Here is a 20,173-nt window from a genome sequence, read left to right as displayed (position 1 = left end):
CGGTGGATCCGGATGCCGCCGGCGCGACCGAACCGGCCGAGCCCACCGGGCCCGGTCGGTCCGCCGGAGTCGCGAAGTCCGGGGGGGCCGGCTCGACAGCCGCGATCCCGCTACGGCGGTTCGTTGTCGAACCGGAGATCGTCCCCGTGCCCTCGACCCCGGAGCCGGTCGGACGTGCCGGGTCGCTGGCCGGGGCCCGCTTCCTTCTCGTCGAGGGTGGTCTCGGGGTCGGACTCGAGCTCGCCACGTTGCTGGAGCAGGCGGGTGCCGAGGCCCGCATCCTCGCTGCCGACGACCGGGGCCTGGTCGGTCAGGTTCGAGCCGGCGCCGGCGCGGACGGCCTGGTGTGGATCGCCTCGATCGATCCCGGTGCCGGCGACCACGCCGTTCTTCCTGCCGCGTTCGCGGCACTGCGGGCCGCGGCCCTCGGCGGCAGCCGGCGGATGCTCGTCGCGACCGGGCACGGCGGGCGCTTCGGTCGCCCGTCGCCCCACGGCACCGGAGCGCTCGCCCCGGGCGACGCCGGGGACGAGGGGATCCAGCTGACCCCGGGGATGGGCCTCGCCGGCCTGGTGCGCACGATCGCCTGGGAGGTTCCCGATATCGCGGTCCGCCTCGTCGACGTCGAACCGAAGGACGAACCGCGTCGGATCGCCGAGAGCCTGCTCGTCGAGCTGCTCACCCCCGGCGGGCCGTCCGTGGTGGGTTACCGTGACGGGGTCCGCGCGACCCCGCGGATCCGGCCGGTGGAGCTGGGCGTCGCGGGCGACGTCGGCGACGTGGGTGCGGCGGGCTATGCGGGCGAACTGCCCGCCGAGCTCGGTCCCTCCTCGGTGGTGCTGCTCACCGGTGGCGCGCGGGGTATCACGGCGGCCGTCGCCGTGGAGCTCGCCCGGCGCAGCGGCTGCGCCATCGAGCTGATCGGGCGTACCCCACCGCCCACCGGACCGGAGGATCCGGTGACGGCGGATGCGCTCGACGCCCCGGCGCTGCGCCGCGCGCTTGTCGCCACCGGCGTCCGCCGGCCGGCCGAGATCGAGTCCCAGGTGGCCCGGTTGCTCGCCGAGCGGGAGGTGCGCACCACGCTGGAGGTCCTTGGTCGGCTGGCCTCGTCGGTGCGTTACCACGCGATGGACGTGCGTGACGGCGCCGCCGTTGCCTCGGTCGTGGCCGACGTCTACGCCCGCCACGGTCGCCTCGACGGCGTGGTGCACGGTGCGGGCATCCTGGCGGACCGACTCCTGCGGGACAAGACGCCCGAGTCGTTCGACCAGGTGTACCGAACGAAGATCGACGGTGCCCGGGCGCTGCTGGCGGCGCTGCGGGACGACGTCGGCTTCGTCGCCCTGTTCGGGAGTGTCGCGGGCGTCTTCGGCAACCGCGGCCAGGTCGACTACGCCGCCGCGAACGACGCCCTGGACACGCTCGCCGGTGCCTGTGCGGGCCGCTTCGCCGGCCGGGTGGTCAGCGTCGACTGGGGTCCCTGGGGATCCGCGCGGGACTTCGTGGCACGGGCCGGCGGACCGGCCCCCGCGGTGACCGGGGGCGCGGTGGCCGGTGCGGCCGGTGTGACCGGCGGTGGGATGGTCTCCCCGGAGCTTGCCCGGGAGTACGCGCGCCGTGGCATCGGCCTGATCGATCCCGCCGACGGGGTGGCCGCCCTGCTGCGGGAGCTGGCCGCTCCGGCGGGCACGCCCGCGCAGGTCGTCTACATGTGCGCCTCGGTGGAGTCGTTCGATGCCTGAGCCCGGTGCCGGGCCGGGGGGGCGGTCGGCGTCGGGATCCCGGTCCGCGTCCGGGGGCGGCGCCCCACCCATCGCCCTGGTCGGGATGGCGGCGCTGTTCCCCGGCGCCGGCGACCTCGGCACCTTCTGGGGCAACATCGTCGGGGGTGTCGACGCGATCCGGGAGGTGTCGCCGGAGCGTTTCGACGTTGACGACTACTTCCGCCCCGACCTGTTTCGCCCCGACCCGCCCCGCGGTGACCGTCCCGGCGCCGGACCGGGCGGTGTGGGCAGACCCGGCGGTGTGGGCAGCCCCGGCGGTGCCAGCGACGCCTTCTACTGCCGGCGTGGCGGTTTCGTCGAGGAGTTCGCGTCGTTCGATCCGGCCGCGTTCGGCATCATGCCGCTGGCCGTCGACTGGGCCGAACCCGACCAGCTGCTGTCCCTGCGGCTCGCCGCCGAGGCGATCACGGACGCCGGCGGTCCCGAGCGGTTGGGGGACGCCGAGCGTGTCGGGGTGGTGCTCGGCCGCGGCGGCTACGTCGGTCCCGGGGTCGCCAAGCTCGAACAGCGGGTGCGCACCTCCCGCCAGATTGTCACGACGCTGCGCGAGATCCTGCCCGACCTGCCGGCCGAGGCCGTCGAACGGGTCCGGGAGGCGTTCGTCGCCCAGCTCGGACCGCAGCGCCCCGAGGCGTCCATCGGGCTGGTGCCGAACCTCGCCGCCTCCCGCATCGCCAACCGGCTCGACCTGCGCGGACCCGCCTACACCGTGGACGGGGCCTGCGCGTCATCGCTCATCGCCGTCGACATGGCGATGCGTGACCTCGGGTCCGGCCGGACCGACGCGATGATCGTCGGTGGCGCCCACATCGTGCACGAGGCGTCGTTCTGGAGCGTCTTCACCCTGCTGCGGGCGTTGTCCCCGAGTGAGATCATCCGTCCCTTCGACCGGCGGGCCGACGGCATTCTCATCGGCGAGGGCGTCGGCATGGTCGTCCTCAAGCGGCTTGCCGACGCCGAGCGCGACGGCGATCGGATCTACGCGGTGCTGCGGGGATCGGGCACGTCCAGTGACGGCCGGTCCGCCTCGCTGATGGCCCCGGCCGTCGAAGGCCAGACGCTCGCCGTCCGCCGGGCCTGGGCGGATGCCGGGCTCGACCCGACGGCGCCGGGTGCGATCGGCCTCGTCGAGGCGCACGGCACGGCCACCCCCACCGGCGACGCTGTGGAGCTCGCCACCCTCAGCCGGATCTTTGGCACCGCGTCGGGCGGACCGGCCGGGCCGGGTCGGGCGGACATCGGGATCGGTTCCGTCAAGTCCATGATCGGTCACGCGATGCCGGCCGCGGGCGCGGCCGCTCTGATCAAGACCGCGCTGGCGCTGCACCACCGGGTCCTGCCGCCCACGCTGCACTGCGACGAGCCGCATCCGGCGTTCGTGGGCAGCCGGTTCGCGCCGGTGCGCGCCGTCGTCGAGTGGGACGCCCCGGCCGGCGGCGGTCCCCGCCGAGCGGGGGTCAACGCCTTCGGGTTCGGCGGCATCAACGCCCATCTGGTGCTGGAGGAGGCGCCGGCACCCGCGGCGGTGACGGCGGCCCGTACGTTCGCCGCCCCGGCGGTGACCACGGTGGACCGGGCAGCCGACCCGGACGTCGGTCCGGACGTCGAACCGGTGCTGCTGTTCGCCGGGGCCGACGCGGCTGACCTGCTGGCCCAGCTCGACGTCCCGGACGCGGAACTGCTCGCCCGCGACGACGCCGCGACCCCGCCGACCGGTGGGCCGTGGCGGCTGGCCCTGGTCGCGCCGACCGCCCGTCGGCTGGCGCTCGCCCGCACCGTCGTCGAGCGCGGCACCCCCTGGCGGGGACGCAACGACCTGTGGTTCACCCCGGCAGGGATGTTCGCCCCCGCGCGGGCGGGTGGGGACTCCCCGGCGCAGACCGCTTTCCTGTTCTGCGGCTTGGAGGACAAGTTCACCCCGCGGATCGACGATGTCTGCGAACACTTCGGGCTGACGAAGCCGACCCTCGACGACACCGGGATGCTCGGCCGGCATGGCGTCGCGAGCGTTGAGGTCGGCCGGATCCTCGATGTGGCGCTGCGGCGGCTCGGGATCATCCCGGACCTCGTCGGCGGCCACAGCATCGGCGAGTGGAACGCGATGATCTCCTGCGGGCTGATCACCGACGAGTACACCGACGACTTCCTCGCCGGCTTCGACCCGACAGCCCTGGAGGTGCCGGGGGTCGTCTTCGGCGCGCTCGGCTGCGGCGCGCAGCGCGCGACGGAGGTCATCGCCGGGCTCGACGAGGTCGTCGTCTCCCACGACAACTGCCCGCATCAGTCGATCATCTGTGGGCGGGAGGACAGCGTGCGTACCACGCTGGACCGGCTGCGCCGCGACGGCGTGCTGGGCCAGATCCTGCCGTTCCGGTCAGGGTTCCACTCCCCGTTCCTCGAACCGTACCTGGACCCGATGCGGGCGCGGCTCGCCCGCACCACGTTCGTCGAGGCGAGCGTGCCGATCTGGTCGGCGACCACGGTGGCGCCCTACCCGAGCGACCACGACGCCATCCGCGCGCTCGCTCTTCGACACCTGGTCGAACCGGTACGCTTCCGCCAGCTCGTCGAGCGGCTGCGCGAGCGCGGGGTGCGTGCCTTCATCCAGGTCGGAGTGGGCAGCGTCGCGGGATTCGTCGACGACACCCTGCCCGGCAACGACCATCTCTCGTTGGTCACGAATACCGTGAAGCGTCCCGGGCTGGACCAGCTGCGGCGGGTCGCGGCGGCGATGTGGGCGGAAGGCGCCGCGCCCCGGATGGACCTGCTGCCCTGCCGGTCGCGACCCGCGCCGGCGGTGCCGCCGCTCCCCCGGGCGGCCAACGGACCGCACCGCGTCGGCGCCCCGGTGCGGTTGAGCCTCGGCACCCCCCTGATCCGCCTCGGCGGCGGGGCCGGCGACCTGCTCAACCCGGGCAGTGCCGATCGGACCCACCGGAACCCGCCGGCCTGGGCCGAAGGTGACGTGCCGACGCATCCGGTGATTGCCGAGCTGCGGGCCGCGCTCGCCGAGGCGGACGCGGTGATGTCCACCGTGGTCGACCGCTGGTCGCATGGGGCGACGCCGGCTCGGGTCCCCCCGCCCGGATCGGGGGGCAGGGCGATCCCGGGCGATGCGATCCCGGGCGGCGTGCGGTCGGGCGGCGTGCGGTCGGGCGGCGTGCGCGGTGGTGCTCGGTTCCGCGCCGACGATGCTCCCCGGGGCGGTGGCACGTCCGGCGGTGCCGGCGGAAACGGCGACGCGGGTTCGATGGGCGTCCCTCCTCGCCGCGGCGCGAGCGCGGCCGACGGCGGGGCGGCCGGTCGGGGCACGGGCGCCGATCGGACGTCCGCGGTGGGCTGGGTACCCGTGCCCCGTGACAGTCCCGAACCCGGGCCGCGGATGTTCCGGCGACGGCTGTCGCTGGCGTCGATGCCGCACATCGTCGACCACTGCTTCTACCGTCAGCCGCCGGGCTGGGCGGACATATCCGATCTGTTCCCGGTCGTGCCGATGACCGAGGTCCTCGAGCTCATGATCGGCGAGGCCGCCGCGCTGCTGCCGGGCCGGGTGCCGGTCGGTGTCCGAGACGTCCGGGCGTTGCGCTGGCTCGCGATCGAGCCGGCGGTGGAGGTGTCCATTGCGCTCGCCCCCGCGGGGCCGGACGCGGTGCGGGTGACCGTGGACGGCTACGCCCGCGGCACGGTGCTGTTCGCGGCGGACCACCTGCCGCCGCCCGAGTCAACCGCGATCACCGCCGATCTGTCCGTGGGCCGGACGGGCCCGACGCTGCCCGTCGAGCGGCCCCCGCGGCATCGTGGCAGGGATCTCTACGGGGCCCGGTTCCTCTTCCACGGTCCCGGCTACCAGGGCATCCATCGGATCGAGGCGATCGCCCCGACCGGTATCCGGGGGCGTCTGCGGGTGCCGTCGGCGTCCGGCGCCCTGCTCGACAACGTGGGCCAGCTCTTCGGCTACTGGGCGATGGAGCATCTGTCCGACGACTCCCTCCTGCTCCCGCAGTCCCTGGCCGACGTGCAGTTCCACGGCCCGGCACCGGTGGAGGGCGACCTGGTGGACTGCGTCGTACGGATCCGGCAGGTGGCCGAGCGCACGGTGACCGCGGACATGGAGGTGCGGCGGGCCGACGGACGTGTCTGGGCGGTCATCACCGGGTGGACCGACCGCCGGTTCGCCAACGACGACGTGCTCTGGGCGATGGTGCGTGCGCCGGAGTTGAACACGGTGGCCCAGCCCTCCGGTGAGGGCTGGGTGGTCGCCGTGGACCGCTGGCCCGACGCGGCCTCGCGGGAACTGATCGTGCGCCACTACGCCGATGCCGCCGAGCGTGCCCGGCTCGCCGCGCTCAACCCCAGGGCGGCACGCGGCCGGCTGTTGGGACGGATCGCCGCCCAGGACGCAGTCCGGCGATGGCTGTGGGAACGGGGAGCGGGGCCCGTCTGGGGGATCGAGGTCGGGATCCGTAACGACGACGTGGGTGCCCCGGTCATCACCTCCCTGCCGGCGCGGCCGGGTGTCCCAGCGTTCGACCCCCCGGGGGTGTCGCTCGCCCACAAGCCGGAGCTCGCCGTGGCCTTGGTCGCCGCGGACGGGGAGGTTGGCATCGATCTTGAGCGGATCGTGTCCCGCGCCGCCGGGGTCGAGAAGGCGGCCCTGGCGCCCACCGAACTGCGCCTGCTCGACCGGGTCGCCGGCACCGATCCTCACCGGCGGGCCGTGTGGTTCACCCGGCTGTGGGCGGCGAAGGAGGCGGCGGCGAAGGCCGACGGAACGGGCCTCGCTGGCCGTCCACGTCGGTTCGTCGTGGACGGCCCCCATCCCTTCCCGGGGAAGGCCCATTCCCCGGGAAGGGATGGGCTCGCGTCCTCCCCGGTGGGGGGCACCCCGCCCGACCTGGTCCGGGTCACCGTCTACGGGGATGGTCCCGACGGGTCGGTGCCGGAGCGGACCCGGTGGGTGGCGTTGCGTACGGTGGACGCCGCCGGCCGGATTCAGCCGGAACCGACCGGCCCGGCGCCCCGCGAGGGCGGGGTATCGCCGTCGCGGCGTCAGGACGCTGTGGGCGATGACGTCTCCACCGGAAGAGTCGATATCGCTACCGTCAGTTATGTAGTCGCCTGGACCTCCCCCGAGGTCGAGGCGCATGGTCTCCAGAGCCAGAAGGAGTGTTGATGATGTCTGCGCAGAGCACGACGAGGCAGGGTCCTCCCGGCCCGGATCCGGACGACCGCACCGACGCCGTCACGCGGGCCGAGGCCGAGGCCCGGATCCTCGGCGAGGTCACGGAGCTCCTGCGGGAGGTGATCGGGGAGGAGTACGTCGTGGACATGGAGATCACGATGGCCACCTCGTTCAATCAGGATCTCGAGCTGGAGAGCATCGAGTTCGTGGCGCTGGCCGACCGGCTGCGTGGGCGCTACGGCGAGGCGGTGGACTTCGTCGGCCTCCTTGCCGACATGGACGTCGACCAGGTGATCAACATGCGGGTCGGCGAGGTCGTCCACTTCATCGTCGACAGCCTCCCGACGCTGGCGCCGGCGGGATCGGCCTGAAGGCCCGTGGCTGAGATCATCGCGAACGGGATCCGGCTGCACGTGCAGCGACTGGCGCCCAGGGGCGGAGCGTCCACGGACTCGCCGGTCGTCGTGATGGTGCACGGCATGGTGATGGACAACATCTCCAGCTTCTACTTCACGCTGGGCAACTGCCTCGCCGATGCCGGCTGCGACGTCATCTGCTACGACCTGCGCGGCCATGGGCGCAGCGAGCGGACCCGCGGCGGCTACGAGCTGGCGGACTCGATGGCCGATCTGCTCGGGCTGCTCGACGAGCTCGGGGTGGATCGCCCGGTGCACCTGGTGGGTAACAGTTACGGCGCCACGATGGCGCTGGCTTTCGGGCTGGAGTTCACCTCCCGGGTGGCGAGCCTGACGCTGATCGAGCCGCCGTTCCTGATCGAGGGTCTTGGCGAGGAGATGGCCCGATCGCTGACCCAGATCCTCGTCGCGATGACCGACGAGGAGGTCCAGGAGTGGTTGGACAACGGCGCCGGACGCGTGGCCAGCCGCGCCACCCGGGCCGCGCAGCGGCTGCTGCAGGAGACGACGATCGCCACCGACATGCTGGCGACTCCGCCGTTCTCCACCGAGGCGCTGGCCGCGCTGAACGTCCCGGTGCTCGCGGTGTACGGGGAGAACTCCGACATCATCGGGCAGGCTGCGGGCCTGGCCGCGCTGGTGCCCGAGTGCACCCTGATCGTCCTGGAGCACCACACGCACATGGTGCTGCGGGAGGCCGCGCACTACCTGCGGGACCTGCTGCGGTGGTGGTTGTTCCGCCGCCAGACGCCGCCGCCGCCCTACGTGCGCGCGAACGGCCGGCGCTTCGCCACCCCGGACTGGGTGACGCAGCGGGTGCCGCCGCCCGATCTCAACGCCGAGCGCCGGCCGGCCCCGATCTCGGCCGACGCGGCAGTTGCGGCCGGCGAGGGGCGTGAGGGGCGAGGGGCGTGAGAAGAGTCTGATGAGCCGCGTGCTGTTCGTGGTGCCGCCCCTGACCGGGCATGTCAACCCGGCGGTCGGGGTCGCCGCCGAGCTGGCCGCCCGTGGTCACGAGGTGGCGCTCGCCGGGTACGCGGGCGTCATCGGATCGTTGATCCCGCCGGAGCTGGCCCTGCTGGCGTTACCCGAGGCGGGCCTGGGCGAGAAGTGGTCCCGGATCCAGGACGCGTCTCGGGCGCTGCGGGGCCCGGCGTCGCTGAAGTTCCTGTGGGAGGACTTCCTGCTCCCGCTCGGCTCGATGATGGCCCCGGCGATCGACAGGATCATCGACGACTTCCAGCCCGACCTGCTCGTCATCGACCAGCAGGCGGTGGGCGCCGCGCTCGTCGCCCGTCGCCGGGGCCTGCGCTGGGCGACCCTCGCGGCGACCTCCGCCGAGTTCGACAATCCTTACGGGGTGCTCGCGGGCCTGGGGCAGTGGGTCGTCGACCGCCTGCGGGAGTTCCAGACCGGGCACGGAGTGCCGCCCGACGAGGCTGCCATCGGGGACCTGCGCTTCTCCGAGGTGTTGACCCTCGTCTTCTCCGTCCGGGAAATGCTGCACAATCCCGGGATCCCGGACTACGCGGTCTTCGTCGGCAGCGCGGTCGGGAAACGGGCCGGGGCGGGCGAGTTCCCCTGGGACTGGCTCGACCCGGCCCGCCGGGCGGTGCTCGTCTCCCTCGGCACGGTGACCCGGGAGGCCGGCGGTCGGTTTCTGCGGGCGGCGGCCGAGGGGCTGCTCGGCCTGCCCGAGCGGGTACAGGCGATCGTCGTCGCCACACCCGGGCTCGTTGACGACCTCGCCGCCGCGGCGCCCGACGATCTGCTGGTCGCGCCGTTCGTGCCGCAGGTCGCGTTACTTCCGCGGTTGTCGGCGGTGGTGTGCCACGCCGGCAACAACACCGTCTGTGAGTCGCTGTCACACGGGGTTCCGCTGGTGGTCGCCCCGGTTCGCGACGATCAGCCGATCATCGGCGAGCAGGTCGTCCGTAACGGGGCCGGGGTGCGCGTCAAGTTCGGTCGGGCCGGACCCACCGCCGTGCGTTCCGCGGTGACGGCCGTGCTGGACGATCCGTCGTACCGGGCCGCCGCCGCCCGGATGCGGGCCGCCTTCGCCGCGGCCGGCGGGGTGGCCGCCGCCGCCGATCACCTTGAGAAGCTGGCGGTCTGATGCTCGGTCTGGCGGTCCGGTGATCGGTCTCGTGGTCTGATGCTCGAACGGTTCTGACGTCGTGCTGACATGGTTGCCGATCCTGGTGTGTGCCGGTCTGGCGATCAACGGTGTGCGGCTGCGCGGTCGGCTGCGTCGTCTCGACACCCTGCCGGCCTCCGGTCGCCCGGTGGACCCCGCGCATGAGTTCCTCGTCGCGACCGGGGTCCGCCTCTCCGACAGCGGCCGACGGGCGGCCAGTTACCACGCCAGCCGGGACCGGCTCGACGTGCTCGACCTCGTCCCGGCGGACCTGACGGCCGAACGGGCGCTCGACCTCGCCCGGATGGTCGACACCCGCACCTACCGGGCCGACCGCTGCGTGCCCGGCCGCGGCGCCTTCCAGGCGCTGCTGGTCCACTCCGAGATTCTCCAGCGGGCTGGGATCACCCGCCGGGACGGTTTCGACCCGGTGGAGCTCGTCGACATCACCGAGCGGCTGAAGACCTTCGCCTCCGGCTCGACGGATCTGGCGGTGCTGCCGGGGCTGCGTGCCGCCCGGGACGACGCGGCGATGCGTGTCCGCGTCCAGCAGCGGGCCTACCGGTTCACCCGGCAGAACCAGCTCTTCCCGTTCGTACCCCAGATCGCCACCGCGATCGGCTTCCATGTGAACCAGCCGTTCGGCCTCGCGGCCATGGCGCTGTTCTGGTTCCAGCCGTTCTTCGTCTGCGCCGGCCGGGTGCCGCTGTCCCCGCGCGATCTCATTCGTTCTCCCATCGTGCGCATCCTCGGCGGGGTGCTGTTCGTGGTCGACTCCGTGCGGGCCGGCCGGGCGCAGGCCGTGAAGGCGGCTGAGGCGAAGGCCGCCGGGCTTCCTCCGGACCCGGTCAAGCATGCGGCCAGGCAGGAGACCGCCGCCAGCCGCGCCTCCTACTCCCAGGACGTCCAGGCCGGCCTCGACCGGTTCCTGCGCCACGACCGGGCCGACTGCCCCTGGTGCGGATCGGTCGAGCTCGCCACCCGGGTGGAGTCGCCGGACCTGCTCCTGCGCAAGCCCGGTTCCTTCCGGCTGGACGGCTGCGAGCGCTGCGGGCATGTCTTCCTCAACCCGTCGTTGAGCCCGGCCGGGCGTGAGTTCTACGACCGGGACCGCTACGACGGCCTGCGCACCGATGTCGCCGAGCAGGTCCTGGCCGCGATCGCCCGCGAGCGGCGCGAGCAGGCTGCCGCCGTCCGACCGTTCGTGGTGCCACGGACCTGGCTGGACGTGGGGGCCCGGTACGGTCACTTCGCCAACGCGGCCCGAGAGGTGTGGCCGAGGACGGTGTTTGACGGGCTCGACACCTTTCCCGGCCTGGCCAAGGGCCTGGCGCGCGGCTGGATCGACCACGCCCACTACGGCCGTTTCTCCGACGTCGTCGACAGCCTCGCCGGCCGGTACGACGTCATCAGCATGTTCGACTACCTGGAACGCCGCGACGACCCGTCGGCGGAGCTCGACGCCGTCGCGAAGGCGTTGCCGCCTGGCGGGCACGTCGTCTGCGAGCTGGCCAACGCCGACTGCCGGCAGGCCCGCTGGCTCGGCCGGTTCTGGCCCGGCTGGGCGGTCCCCGAGCGCGCCCACTTCATCCCCGCGGAGAACCTGATCGCCGCGCTGGAGGACCGGGGGCTGCGGCCGGTCGCGGTGCGCTTCGCCGCGGCGCGCCGTCCCGGTGGGCTGACCGGCGCCCTGCTGCTCGCCGTGGCCATGATCGCGCCACGCCCCATGCCGTGGCTGCCCCAGCAGGCCGGCCCGGTCGGCGCGGCCGGCCGCGTCCTGGTGATGCTTGTGGCCAGCCCCCTACTGGGACTGGCCCGCCTCCTCGACCGCCTTGCCGGCCGGTACGCGCACGACGCCCGGTACGCCGGCACCTACCTGATGATCGCCCGCAAGGAGCTCTGACCTCGGCGGACCGGTTGACCGGAATGTGCGGCGCGGCACAGGGATACGGGACGCGACGAACGAATGTCCCGCGGAGCTCAGGAGGCCAGCGCCCGCGGAGCGCGCGGCACCGACGCCGACCAGCCGCGGTCACGCAGCGCCCCGCCTACGAGGGAAGCCACCTCGGCCGGGGCGTCCCGCGCCAGGCGTGCCGGCAGACGGATGAGGAGCTGGCCGGTCGGCTCGGCGACGACCGTCGGCCCAGGGACCGTCGCCTGGATCTCCACCCGCACGCGCCACGGCTCGTACCAGACGTCGAGGCGCGCCATCGGCTCGTCCGCGGGCCCGTTGACACTCGGGGTCCCTACCGGCAACCCCCACTGGGCCTCGATGCGACGGTACATGATCTCGGTGAGGCGCGGCGCGTCCCGGCCCAGGTCGTCCAACGTCTCGGTGATCAGCGTCCGGCGGCTGATCGGACCACGCCGGGCCAGCGCGATCCGCAGGCTCGCGACGGTGACGAAACGTTGACGGACAGCGTCAACGAGCAGGCCCTGCGCGTCCGCGCGGGTAGCCGCCCACTCGGCCATGTCGATGACGGACCGGGCGGGGGCCGTCCGCCGGGGCAGGCGGAGGGGATCGATCTCGGTGATGTCGAGCCGAGCGCTGTGCCGCAGAAGCACGCCCGGTGGCGCGGCGATCCGGCGTTCGGTGGGCAGGAGAACCGTCACCGGGCCGGTGCCGTAGCCGTCCAGACCCGCGAGCCCCGCCGCGCAGGCGCCCGCGAGCACCGCGTCCGGGCCGACGGCCTGCAGGGCCCCCCACAGCTCCTGCATCCTCGTCACGGGTGTGGCGGTTGTGATCAGCACGCCGCGGAAGGGTTGCTGCCAGCGACCGTCGTTCAACCGTCGGCGGATCTCGTCGCGGGTGATGCCGGCGTTGATCGCATCGCGTATCGTGATCACGCCGGCCTGCATGGTGGCGATCTCCTGCCAGGAGAGTCGGCCAGGGTTATGGGCCATGAGAAGACGATGACGGTTGTCTGTCTGTTGGGCCAGAACCTTTTTCGGGCTGTGGATAACTTTCGGCTGTCTCCTTCCTGACGGCCGCGTTCCGGACCGGGTCAGCCATGCCCCGGGTGGTGGTCCCCGACGCCGGGAACCCATCCCCGCGCCCCCGGGTGAGTGCTCTGGCCGCCGGGACCGCCGGGACTGCCGGGGCCGCTGGGACGCGCCTTGGGCGGGACGAGCCGGTAGACCTCCTCGTCGGCCGGCGGTTGCTGGCCGATGCCCGGAAACCCGACGGGCGGGGCAGGCTCGATCCGACGCTGTTCCTCCGCGCCGGTCCGCGCAGGGCCGGCCTGGTCCGTACCGGCCTGGATCACGTCGGCTCCGGCGGTTCCGACGTGGTGACCCGCCAGGGGCGTGGCGGCCGCGTCAGGTACGGACCAGCGGTCGGCCGCGGAGACCCCAGGCAGCAGGACGGTGCCCGGATTGCAGTCCCCCGGCACCACCCGTCCCGCCCCATCGACCGGGTTGACCAGCAGGAACGCGGTCGCCGGCAGGGTCTGGACGGTGGTCGGCTCCACGGTGAACTCGTATACCCGCTGGGAGGTCGTGCCGTCGGTTGTCGAGTCGCTCACCGACGAGTTTGTCGTGCGCTGCCAGGTCTGCGATCGCGACGCCGTCACCGACTCCTGCCATCCGGCGTTCTTCGACGTGTTCTGCAACCAGGGCAGCAGCCGGGTGCCGTCGTAGGTCCGGCCGGTTCCGCCGCTGGTGCCGGTCGTCTCCGAGGTGCCGTCCTGGTAACCGACGCTGTCGCTGTCGCCGGCCGTGAAACTGCGCCCCACCTGGGCCGTCACCTGAGACATGACGAAGCGGTAACCACGCCCGATGAATTCCGCCGCGGTCGCGGCGTCCTTACCGTTCCCCAATCGCATGATGATCGTCGAGCCTCCCTGGCTGCCCAGCACCCGTTCGGCGTCGTCGGCGAGCCGTTCGAAGAGCAGCACGAGCCGCACCCCGGCGAGCTCGGCGTGGCGGGTCAGCCCGGTCAGGACCGCTCGGCCGAGATGGTCCGCCCCGGCGACGACCAGCATGTCCCGGCCGGTCGGCCCGCCCCGCTGGCGGCAACGGAGCTGGTGGAGCACGGTCTGGACGAGGAGCCGGTCCGTGAGTTCCTTGCGGTGGGCGGACGAGTCCCGGCTCGACGTGGCGAGAACCCGCAGCCCGGGTACCGGCCACCAGGCCGTCAGTGGACGGGGCGCGCTGTCGACCCTGGCCGTCGGCATCCTGGCCGTCGGCATCCTGGCCGTCGACATATCGGCGGCGGCCGCCAACATATGGGCCTCGACCGTCGCGGCCGGTGCCGTCGCGGCCGGTGCCGTCGCGGCCGTGGCTGGTGGTGGCGGGCTGAGCGCCTCCAGCGAGGAACGCAGGTAGCGCAGCTCGTCGGCGATCCGGTCACCGCGGCCGAACGCGTCCATGTGCGCGGTGAGCTCCCCGGCCTCGGCCGTCGACAGCGACGTGGCCGCGCTGCCGTCGTCGAGACCTTCGAGGACGCGCAGGCCCTCGGCGAGACGGCGAATGCTGAGCCGTTCGTACAGAACGACGGCGACGGTGGTGACCAGGTCCGCGTGCAGGGCGCGTCGGTGCGGATCATCGCCGCTCTCCTGGGACATGCCGAACGCGTCGGCGACGAGCTCGCCGGCCTCCCGCGGCCCGAGGCCGTCGAGGAGCGCCACCTCGTCGAGCTGGCGGGGCAGGTCCCAGGACTCCACCGGCCAGCGCGCCTGGCCGGCGAGGCGTGCCAACCCCCCGCCCACCGCCCGCTCGCTGAGATCGACGAGCAGGATGCCGGTGCCGCCGGTGAGCACCGAGCAGCCCGCGGTGGCCAGCAGGCTCGCCCATCCGTCGCCGGTTCCGCCGAACACGTCGATCCTGGGGGTCGCCGCGGGGGCCGAGACGGGATAGAAGACGGCGGTGGCCTCTCGGCGTCGCAGCTCGGCCCGGTCGTGCGCGTCGACCTCGGTCTGCCAGGACGTCAACGCCTGCAGGTGGCGGGTGTATCCGTCGGCCCGGGCCGACGCGGCCCGGGATCGTGTCCGGCCCAGCCGGTAGTGCAGGATCAGCGGAGGCAGGCACGCGACCACGGCGAGCGCGAGTCCCGCCGGGACGAAGAAGAATCCCCCCTCGCCCGCGAGCAGCATGCCGAACACCACGAAGGCCATCGGCAGGACGAGCCTGGTCAGCAGGGCGCGGACGGCATGGTTTCGCCGGGCCGTGAGCGCGGTCAGATCGGGCGATTCGGGCTCCTGCCAGACCGGTTGACGGTCGGCGAGCGGGCTCGGGGCCGATGGACCGGTGTCGACGAACTCCCAGCCCCAACGCTCCCGTGGAACGAAGAGCCCCTGGATCAGCCGGGCCTCAGTCGTGGTTAGCGTGCCCACCCCCATCGCCGACCCTCCGCCGTCCCACTCGCCTGCTCCCGCGTCGCAGCCCACCGTGCCGCAGCCCCGACGGCCGCAGCCCACCGTGCCGCAGCGACTCCCCGTTCCCGATCATCGTGCACCTGGAAACGATCTCGGCACGCCCGGTGTCAGTACTGGGGCGTTACGTGGCCATTATGGCGCGTGGTGTCCACTCTGTCGCGTTCCGCCGTGCATGTCGGCCCCGCCGTAACGTCCCGACGGTCGACGGGCCCGGGCGCTCAGTCCCGCGCTGTCCCGAACACGGATGCTGTCCCGAACGCGGATGCTGTCCCGATGGACGGGCCGAGGGCGGTGGCCGCCGCGGTGGACTCCGGTGGGGCGCTCCCCGGTCCGCTCGGCGCGGGGCCGACGAGGTCGGAGATCTGGGTGGCCAGCTCGGCCAGTCCCTTGCCGGTGCATGCCTGGTGGAGCGCGTCCGACAGCGAGGTGGCATCCGCCGCGCCGGTGAGTTCCCGGACCGCCACGGTGAGGCCGCTGACCGCCGGATCACCGATGTTGACCTTCTCCCGGCCCGGAGCGTAGAAGGCACCGTTCTTCAGCCGGGTGAGCTGTTCGCCCACGGTCTCGCCCGGCAGGGTCAGGCCGCGCTCGCGCCAGGCCGCGGTGAGCGGATGCGGGCCCGCGCCGGCCCCCCGCCGGCGCACTGCGTCAACCAGCGCCTGCCGGACGTCCTGCCAGCGGTACATGCCCGCGGTCAGGTGCCGGGAGTCGACGGTGTTCGCCGTGTCCGCCGTGTCCGCCGTGTTCGCCGTGTCTGCCGCGTCCGCCGCCTCTGCCGCGTCCGCCGGGGACGGCGGCAGGCCGAGGAGCCGGCGCAGCGTCGCGAGCAGGGCGGCGGTGAAGTCGTCCGGGTCGACGAAGGGGCGCAGCGCGGCGGCGCGGGCGTCCGTCGCCCGGTCGGCGGCATGGGCGAGCGCGCAGTCGAGGATGCGACCCGGCAACGCGGCGAGGGTGGTCCGCAGGGGTTCCGCCGGAGCGAACGGCGCGATCCCGAGCAGATGGGTGAAGCCCATGACCTGGTGCGCGGCCACCGCCTCGACCCACACCACCAGCAGGGGATCGCGGGCCGCGAGGGCGGACGTCTCCGTCTCCTCCAGGGTGCAGGCGGGGCCGGCGACGCAGGCCGCGCCGCAGCCGAGGCTGCGCCGTCCGGCCAGGGGCACCCGGTCGTAGCGCGCGTAGCGCGCGCTCTCCCGGTCGTCTCCGGCGACCATCCGGGCCAGCACGGGACGGTCCATGCCGTCCGCGCTCACCGCCGCCACCCCCGCCGGCAGCGCGACGACCAGTTCGGACTGATCGTCGCGCAGGTTCATTGTCGCGCCGACGGCTTCTCGGTCGTCGGCGGCCGGGAGCCGGTGCATCACCTTCAGTGCGGTGTTCTTGATAACGTCGGGAAGGATCTTCGCTGGGATCTGCTCCACGACAACGAGCCCCTCGCCGTAGGCGCGGATCTCCGCGAGCAGTGAGGCGAACAGGTCGACGGAGGCCGCGGCCGGGCCGTCGGTGACGTTCTTGAGCAGCCGGTGGGCCTCCTCCAGGACCAGGACGTGGCGCAGTCCGCCCGCGCCCGCGGTGGCGTACCGGACCCGCAGATGCTCCACGACGCGGATCAGGACGGCGCCGAGCAGGAACGCCTTGTCCTGGTCGCTGGTGATGTCCTCCAGCTCGAAGACGACGTTGCGCGCCAGCAGGGCGCCGATATCGATCGGATGCCCGCCCTCGAAGAACCGACCGGGAGAACCCTCTCGCAGGCTACCGATGCGCACGTCGACAAAGCCCCGGACGTCCGCCGTGACCTCCACGCCGTAGCCGATGTTCTCGACCACCCTCGTCGCGGTGCGCTGCAGGTCCCCGAGGGTCGGATATCGCCTGCGCACGTCGACCTTCGGGTCCTCCTCCGGCCCGGTCACCCGGAATCTGGGCCGGTGCGCGGGCTCCGGCCGGTCCAGCACCAGGTTCCATCCCAGGTCCTGGTAACAGACCGTCAGCGCGCGGGCGAGCACCTGGGGGAACGGCTCGTGCGCCTCGAACGCCGCCAGGAACAGGGCCCGGACGAGATCGATGTGGCTCTGCAAGGGAAAGCCGGGCTCGGGTTCCAGCGGGTTCAGTGACGCCGGTGGAGCGTCGAGCCGGCCCGGCCTGATGACGAGCACCTCGGCGAGGCCGGCGAGCCGCCCGGCCATCCGGGCGTACTCGGCCTTGGCCGGCTCCAGGACCAGCCACGGAACGGGCGCCGGAGCACGGGTCAACGACTCCAGCAGCGACCGCACGGTCTGTGACTTCCCGGATCCGGTGGCGCCGCAGACGAAGGCGTGCCGGTTGAGCGTCGCGAGGGAAACCGAGAACGCGCCGGCCGGCATCCAGCCGGCGTCGAGCACGTCGCCGAGCCGAACGGCGCCGGGCGTTCCTCGGGGGTCCGCGGGACCGGACCGGTTCGGACCCTCGGGCGTCACGTCGAAGGCGTGCGGTGTGATCAGGGTGATGCCCGGCAGCTCACGGCCGGGCGGCCGGGCCAGCGCCGCCAGCAGCTCCGCGCTCGCCCGCGGCGAGGACCGCGGTGAGCCGGCCAGCCCGCCGGCTCCGGCTCCGACCCCGGCTCCGACCCCGCCGAGGGCCCCCGCGAACGAGGTGACCGGGCCGGTCGGACGCAACGTGTAGGGCAGCCGGTCGAGATCGCTGGAGCTGCACAGCAGGGCGGCCAGCGAGACCGCGCCGGCCGGGGTCACCCCACCGACCAGGATCTCCACGTCCCACATGCCGCTCGACGCGCCCCGGCCCAGTTCCCGGTAGCGGGCCTCCGCGCGCTCCAAGTCGAGCCGGGCGCCCTGGTCGTTCTCCCGCCGGCGCAGCACGGGGATCGATCGCGCGAGGTCCGCCCGTTCCTCGGCGAGATGCTCGGGGGGCACCGGCCACGCGAGCACAAGCCAGGCGAACGGGCCGACGAGATGCGCGGCGTAGTCGTCGAACGATCCGCGGCGGGTGTCTGGCTGCCGGGCGTCGGTGCCGGGATCGGCGGCCCACAGGGCATCCGGGAGGCCTTCGCACCGCAGCCAGTAGGGGAAGCCGGCGAGCTGGGCGGGTACGGCGTCCGGTGGCAGCGCCACCGCTGTCGATCCCGGGGGGTACAGCAGCGGAACCGCGGTTGCGGCTGGTGTCGACGTGGCTGTTGCGAGCGACGTGGCCGCCGCGGTCGGGTCTGTCGCGGTCGGGTCCGCTGGGAAGAAGGGCCGGCCGCCGGCGAGGAACCGGATGTGCGCCTCACCCGGGCCCCGTAGCCAGGCGACGGCGATTCCCGGCCGGGCTGCTCCCGGCACCGGGTACGGGCCGCCGCGAGTGGACGCACCGGAGGCGGTGGGTTCGTGGCCGGGCCCGAGCGAGGTCAACTGCGCGTGCGCGCCGACGAGGGCGGCGAAGAGCGCGGCCGGTACGGGATCGGGCCGGTCGGGTGTGTCGGGTCGCCGAGGGGCGGTGAGGATGCGGTGGAACCGGAAACCGGCGAGCACGATCGGAGGGGCCTATTCGTGCCGGCCGCGCTGGGAACGGCTGCCGGCCGCCCGTACCACCATGCGGGCTCCTCGTGGTCTTCGTCTCGTCTCTCCGTGAACATACTTCTGATCATCGGTGCCGATGTGGCAATCTATCACCCTCCGCTGGGCATTGGATCCGGATCGTGTCCATCGTTGCTCGAAGTATCCGAATTCCGAGATCGGGGAGGAGTGAAGGTCGAACATGGAGGCATGGACGGCTGTCTTCGATCGTCACGGTCCCGGGCGCATGGACTCCCGTCGCCGTGATCGCGGTCTGCGGGTGTCGTGGGCCGACGCACCGGCGGCTGCCGCGGGATACCTCCCCAGGTCGGGGTACCTCGCCGGGCTGGGCGACCTCGCCAGGCCGGCGTGAATGATACGTATTGTCATCGCCGGTGCATCATGGCCGCAGCCGGATGGCACGGGCGTGGCGGCCGTCGGGGGTGGCAAGGGTCACGGGGGTGGCAAGGGTCACGGGGGTGGCAAGGGTCAACAGCGCGTCGCAGCCTCGCCCGTGGCGTCGTCCCGGAAGTCGGAGGCATGGCCGATCATCGCAGGAATCGCCGCCGGACCGAGACGCGTACGAGCCCCCCGCGGGGTCGCTCGGTCGCGGTCGGTGCCGCCGCGGTGGGTGTGACGTTGGTCGTGGGGGCGGCCAGCGCACTTCATCTCAGCAGTCCCGCTTCGGACCCGGACTCCTCGCATGACCTGTCGGTGTCCGTACCGTCCGGGCCGAGAGGCGCAGCCCGGCTCGGACGCACATCCGGGCTCGGTCCCACCTCCGAAGCACGCCCGTCGGGCGTGGGTGGGCCGGTGAGGACGAGCCGGGTGGCCGGTACCGGCGCGGACGGCAGGGCGGGGCCCGCCTCCGACCTCACCGCGATCCCCGGGGTCGGACCGGTGATGATGACGAAGATTCCGCAGGCCGCCCGGCAGGTGATCGTGGTGAGCGGCATCGACCGGAATGCGAACACCAACAACGTGACGCTGTGGGAACGGGCCGATCCCGGCTCCGCCTGGAAGACCTACGGCGCCCCGCTGATCGGCCGCAACGGCGCCGATGGCTGGACGTACGACCATCGGGAGGGCGATCTGCGCAGCCCGATCGGCGTGTTCAGTCTCACCGCCGCCGGTGGCAAGCTCGCCGATCCGGGCACCGGTCTGCCCTACGAGTATCGCCCGTCGTTCTACCGGGCGACGGGTCCGCGGGGCGAGCCGATGCCCGATGCGTTCAACTATGTGGTCGCCATCGACTACAACCGACTGCCCGGGTATCCGCCGTCGGACCCGACCCGTCCGCTGGGCCCGCAGATCGGCGGGGACATCTGGCTGCATGTCGACCACAGATCGCCGACGCGGGGCTGCATCGCGGTGGAACAGGACGCCCTCGTGGCCATTCTCCGTTGGCTGACCCCGATGGCCCATCCCATGATCGTTATGGGAGACGTGGCGGATCTCGGCGCCGACAACGTGCGCCCCTGAGCCCCTTTCCTTGCCTATCCAGAGAGATAAATCGAGCACAAAAGCCTCTGGATACTGAGCTTTAATGCGGAGAGTCATGTTGACCACAGCTCCTCCCAGGCCAGGCCGGTTTCGGCGAGGAAACCCAGGAGCACCCCGGGCCGGTACTGCAGCCGTTTCAGCCCGTGCTTGACCGCCCGGTGGACGTCGTCGAGGGTGCGGGCGGCCAGGTGCACCAGCGCGGTCCGCTTGATCTGTGACCACACCCCCTCCGCCGGGTTCAGCTCG

At 73.0% G+C, this 20,173-nt stretch carries 11 protein-coding genes and 1 pseudogene; 8 read left to right on the top strand and 4 right to left on the bottom strand.

All coding sequences use genetic code 11. The features are described from left to right. The 6 genes from BMG523DRAFT_RS07980 to BMG523DRAFT_RS07955 form a co-directional block, all read left to right on the top strand. Positions 1-1,745, top strand: a 1,745-nt coding sequence (locus BMG523DRAFT_RS07980) for an SDR family NAD(P)-dependent oxidoreductase (RefSeq protein WP_043590789.1), incomplete at its 5' end; no start/stop codon positions are given. After that, positions 1,738-6,960 carry a type I polyketide synthase gene (locus BMG523DRAFT_RS07975; RefSeq protein ID WP_051623797.1) on the top strand — a complete coding sequence of 1,741 codons (5,223 nt, stop codon included), beginning with the start codon at positions 1,738-1,740 and terminating at the stop codon, positions 6,958-6,960. The genes BMG523DRAFT_RS07980 and BMG523DRAFT_RS07975, both read left to right, overlap by 8 nt. 2 nt (positions 6,961-6,962) lie before the next feature. Next, entirely contained in the window at positions 6,963-7,340 is a 378-nt protein-coding gene (locus tag BMG523DRAFT_RS07970; RefSeq protein WP_235186826.1) for an acyl carrier protein, read from the top strand. Between the two features lie 6 nt (positions 7,341-7,346). Continuing rightward, positions 7,347-8,300 (top strand): alpha/beta fold hydrolase, encoded by a 954-nt coding sequence (locus BMG523DRAFT_RS07965; protein WP_011435381.1) that lies wholly within the window; start codon positions 7,347-7,349, stop codon positions 8,298-8,300. Positions 8,301-8,310: 10 nt separating this feature from the next. Beyond that, a complete protein-coding gene (locus tag BMG523DRAFT_RS07960; protein WP_023841024.1) occupies positions 8,311-9,501 on the top strand; it encodes a glycosyltransferase in 1,191 nt (396 codons plus the stop codon). 61 nt (positions 9,502-9,562) lie between these two features. Then, positions 9,563-11,425: a class I SAM-dependent methyltransferase gene (locus BMG523DRAFT_RS07955; protein ID WP_011435383.1), complete on the top strand. Its 1,863-nt coding sequence runs from the start codon at positions 9,563-9,565 to the stop codon at positions 11,423-11,425. A gap of 77 nt (positions 11,426-11,502) precedes the next feature. On the opposite strand, the gene BMG523DRAFT_RS07950 is transcribed toward BMG523DRAFT_RS07955, so the two are convergent. The 3 genes from BMG523DRAFT_RS07950 to BMG523DRAFT_RS07940 all read right to left on the bottom strand — a co-directional run bounded on the left by BMG523DRAFT_RS07950 (position 11,503) and on the right by BMG523DRAFT_RS07940 (position 18,400). Continuing rightward, positions 11,503-12,426: a type IV toxin-antitoxin system AbiEi family antitoxin domain-containing protein gene (locus BMG523DRAFT_RS07950; protein ID WP_108913720.1), complete on the bottom strand. Its 924-nt coding sequence runs from the start codon at positions 12,424-12,426 to the stop codon at positions 11,503-11,505. Between the two features lie 101 nt (positions 12,427-12,527). Then, positions 12,528-14,861, bottom strand: coding sequence for a hypothetical protein (locus BMG523DRAFT_RS07945; protein WP_011435385.1), 2,334 nt, complete (start codon positions 14,859-14,861; stop codon positions 12,528-12,530). Positions 14,862-15,115: 254 nt separating this feature from the next. Beyond that, positions 15,116-18,400: an ATP-binding protein gene (locus BMG523DRAFT_RS07940; protein ID WP_043590787.1), complete on the bottom strand. Its 3,285-nt coding sequence runs from the start codon at positions 18,398-18,400 to the stop codon at positions 15,116-15,118. 226 nt (positions 18,401-18,626) lie between these two features. On the opposite strand from BMG523DRAFT_RS07940, the gene BMG523DRAFT_RS25235 reads away from it, so the two are divergent. Together BMG523DRAFT_RS25235 and BMG523DRAFT_RS07935 are read left to right on the top strand one after the other, a co-directional pair. Continuing rightward, positions 18,627-18,797 carry a hypothetical protein gene (locus BMG523DRAFT_RS25235; protein ID WP_023841020.1) on the top strand — a complete coding sequence of 57 codons (171 nt, stop codon included), beginning with the start codon at positions 18,627-18,629 and terminating at the stop codon, positions 18,795-18,797. 455 nt (positions 18,798-19,252) lie between these two features. Next, entirely contained in the window at positions 19,253-19,906 is a 654-nt protein-coding gene (locus BMG523DRAFT_RS07935; protein WP_023841019.1) for a L,D-transpeptidase family protein, read from the top strand. Between the two features lie 74 nt (positions 19,907-19,980). Here the strand turns inward: BMG523DRAFT_RS07935 and BMG523DRAFT_RS07930 are convergent. Then, positions 19,981-20,173 (bottom strand): annotated as a pseudogene (locus BMG523DRAFT_RS07930) (DDE endonuclease); the annotation flags it as partial.

Origin of the sequence: Frankia sp. BMG5.23, from assembly GCF_000685765.2 — a bacterium.
Taxonomy (GTDB): domain Bacteria; phylum Actinomycetota; class Actinomycetes; order Frankiales; family Frankiaceae; genus Frankia; species Frankia casuarinae.
Note: the sequence above shows the minus strand (reverse complement) of the source record. Positions and strands in the feature narration are given on the sequence as shown.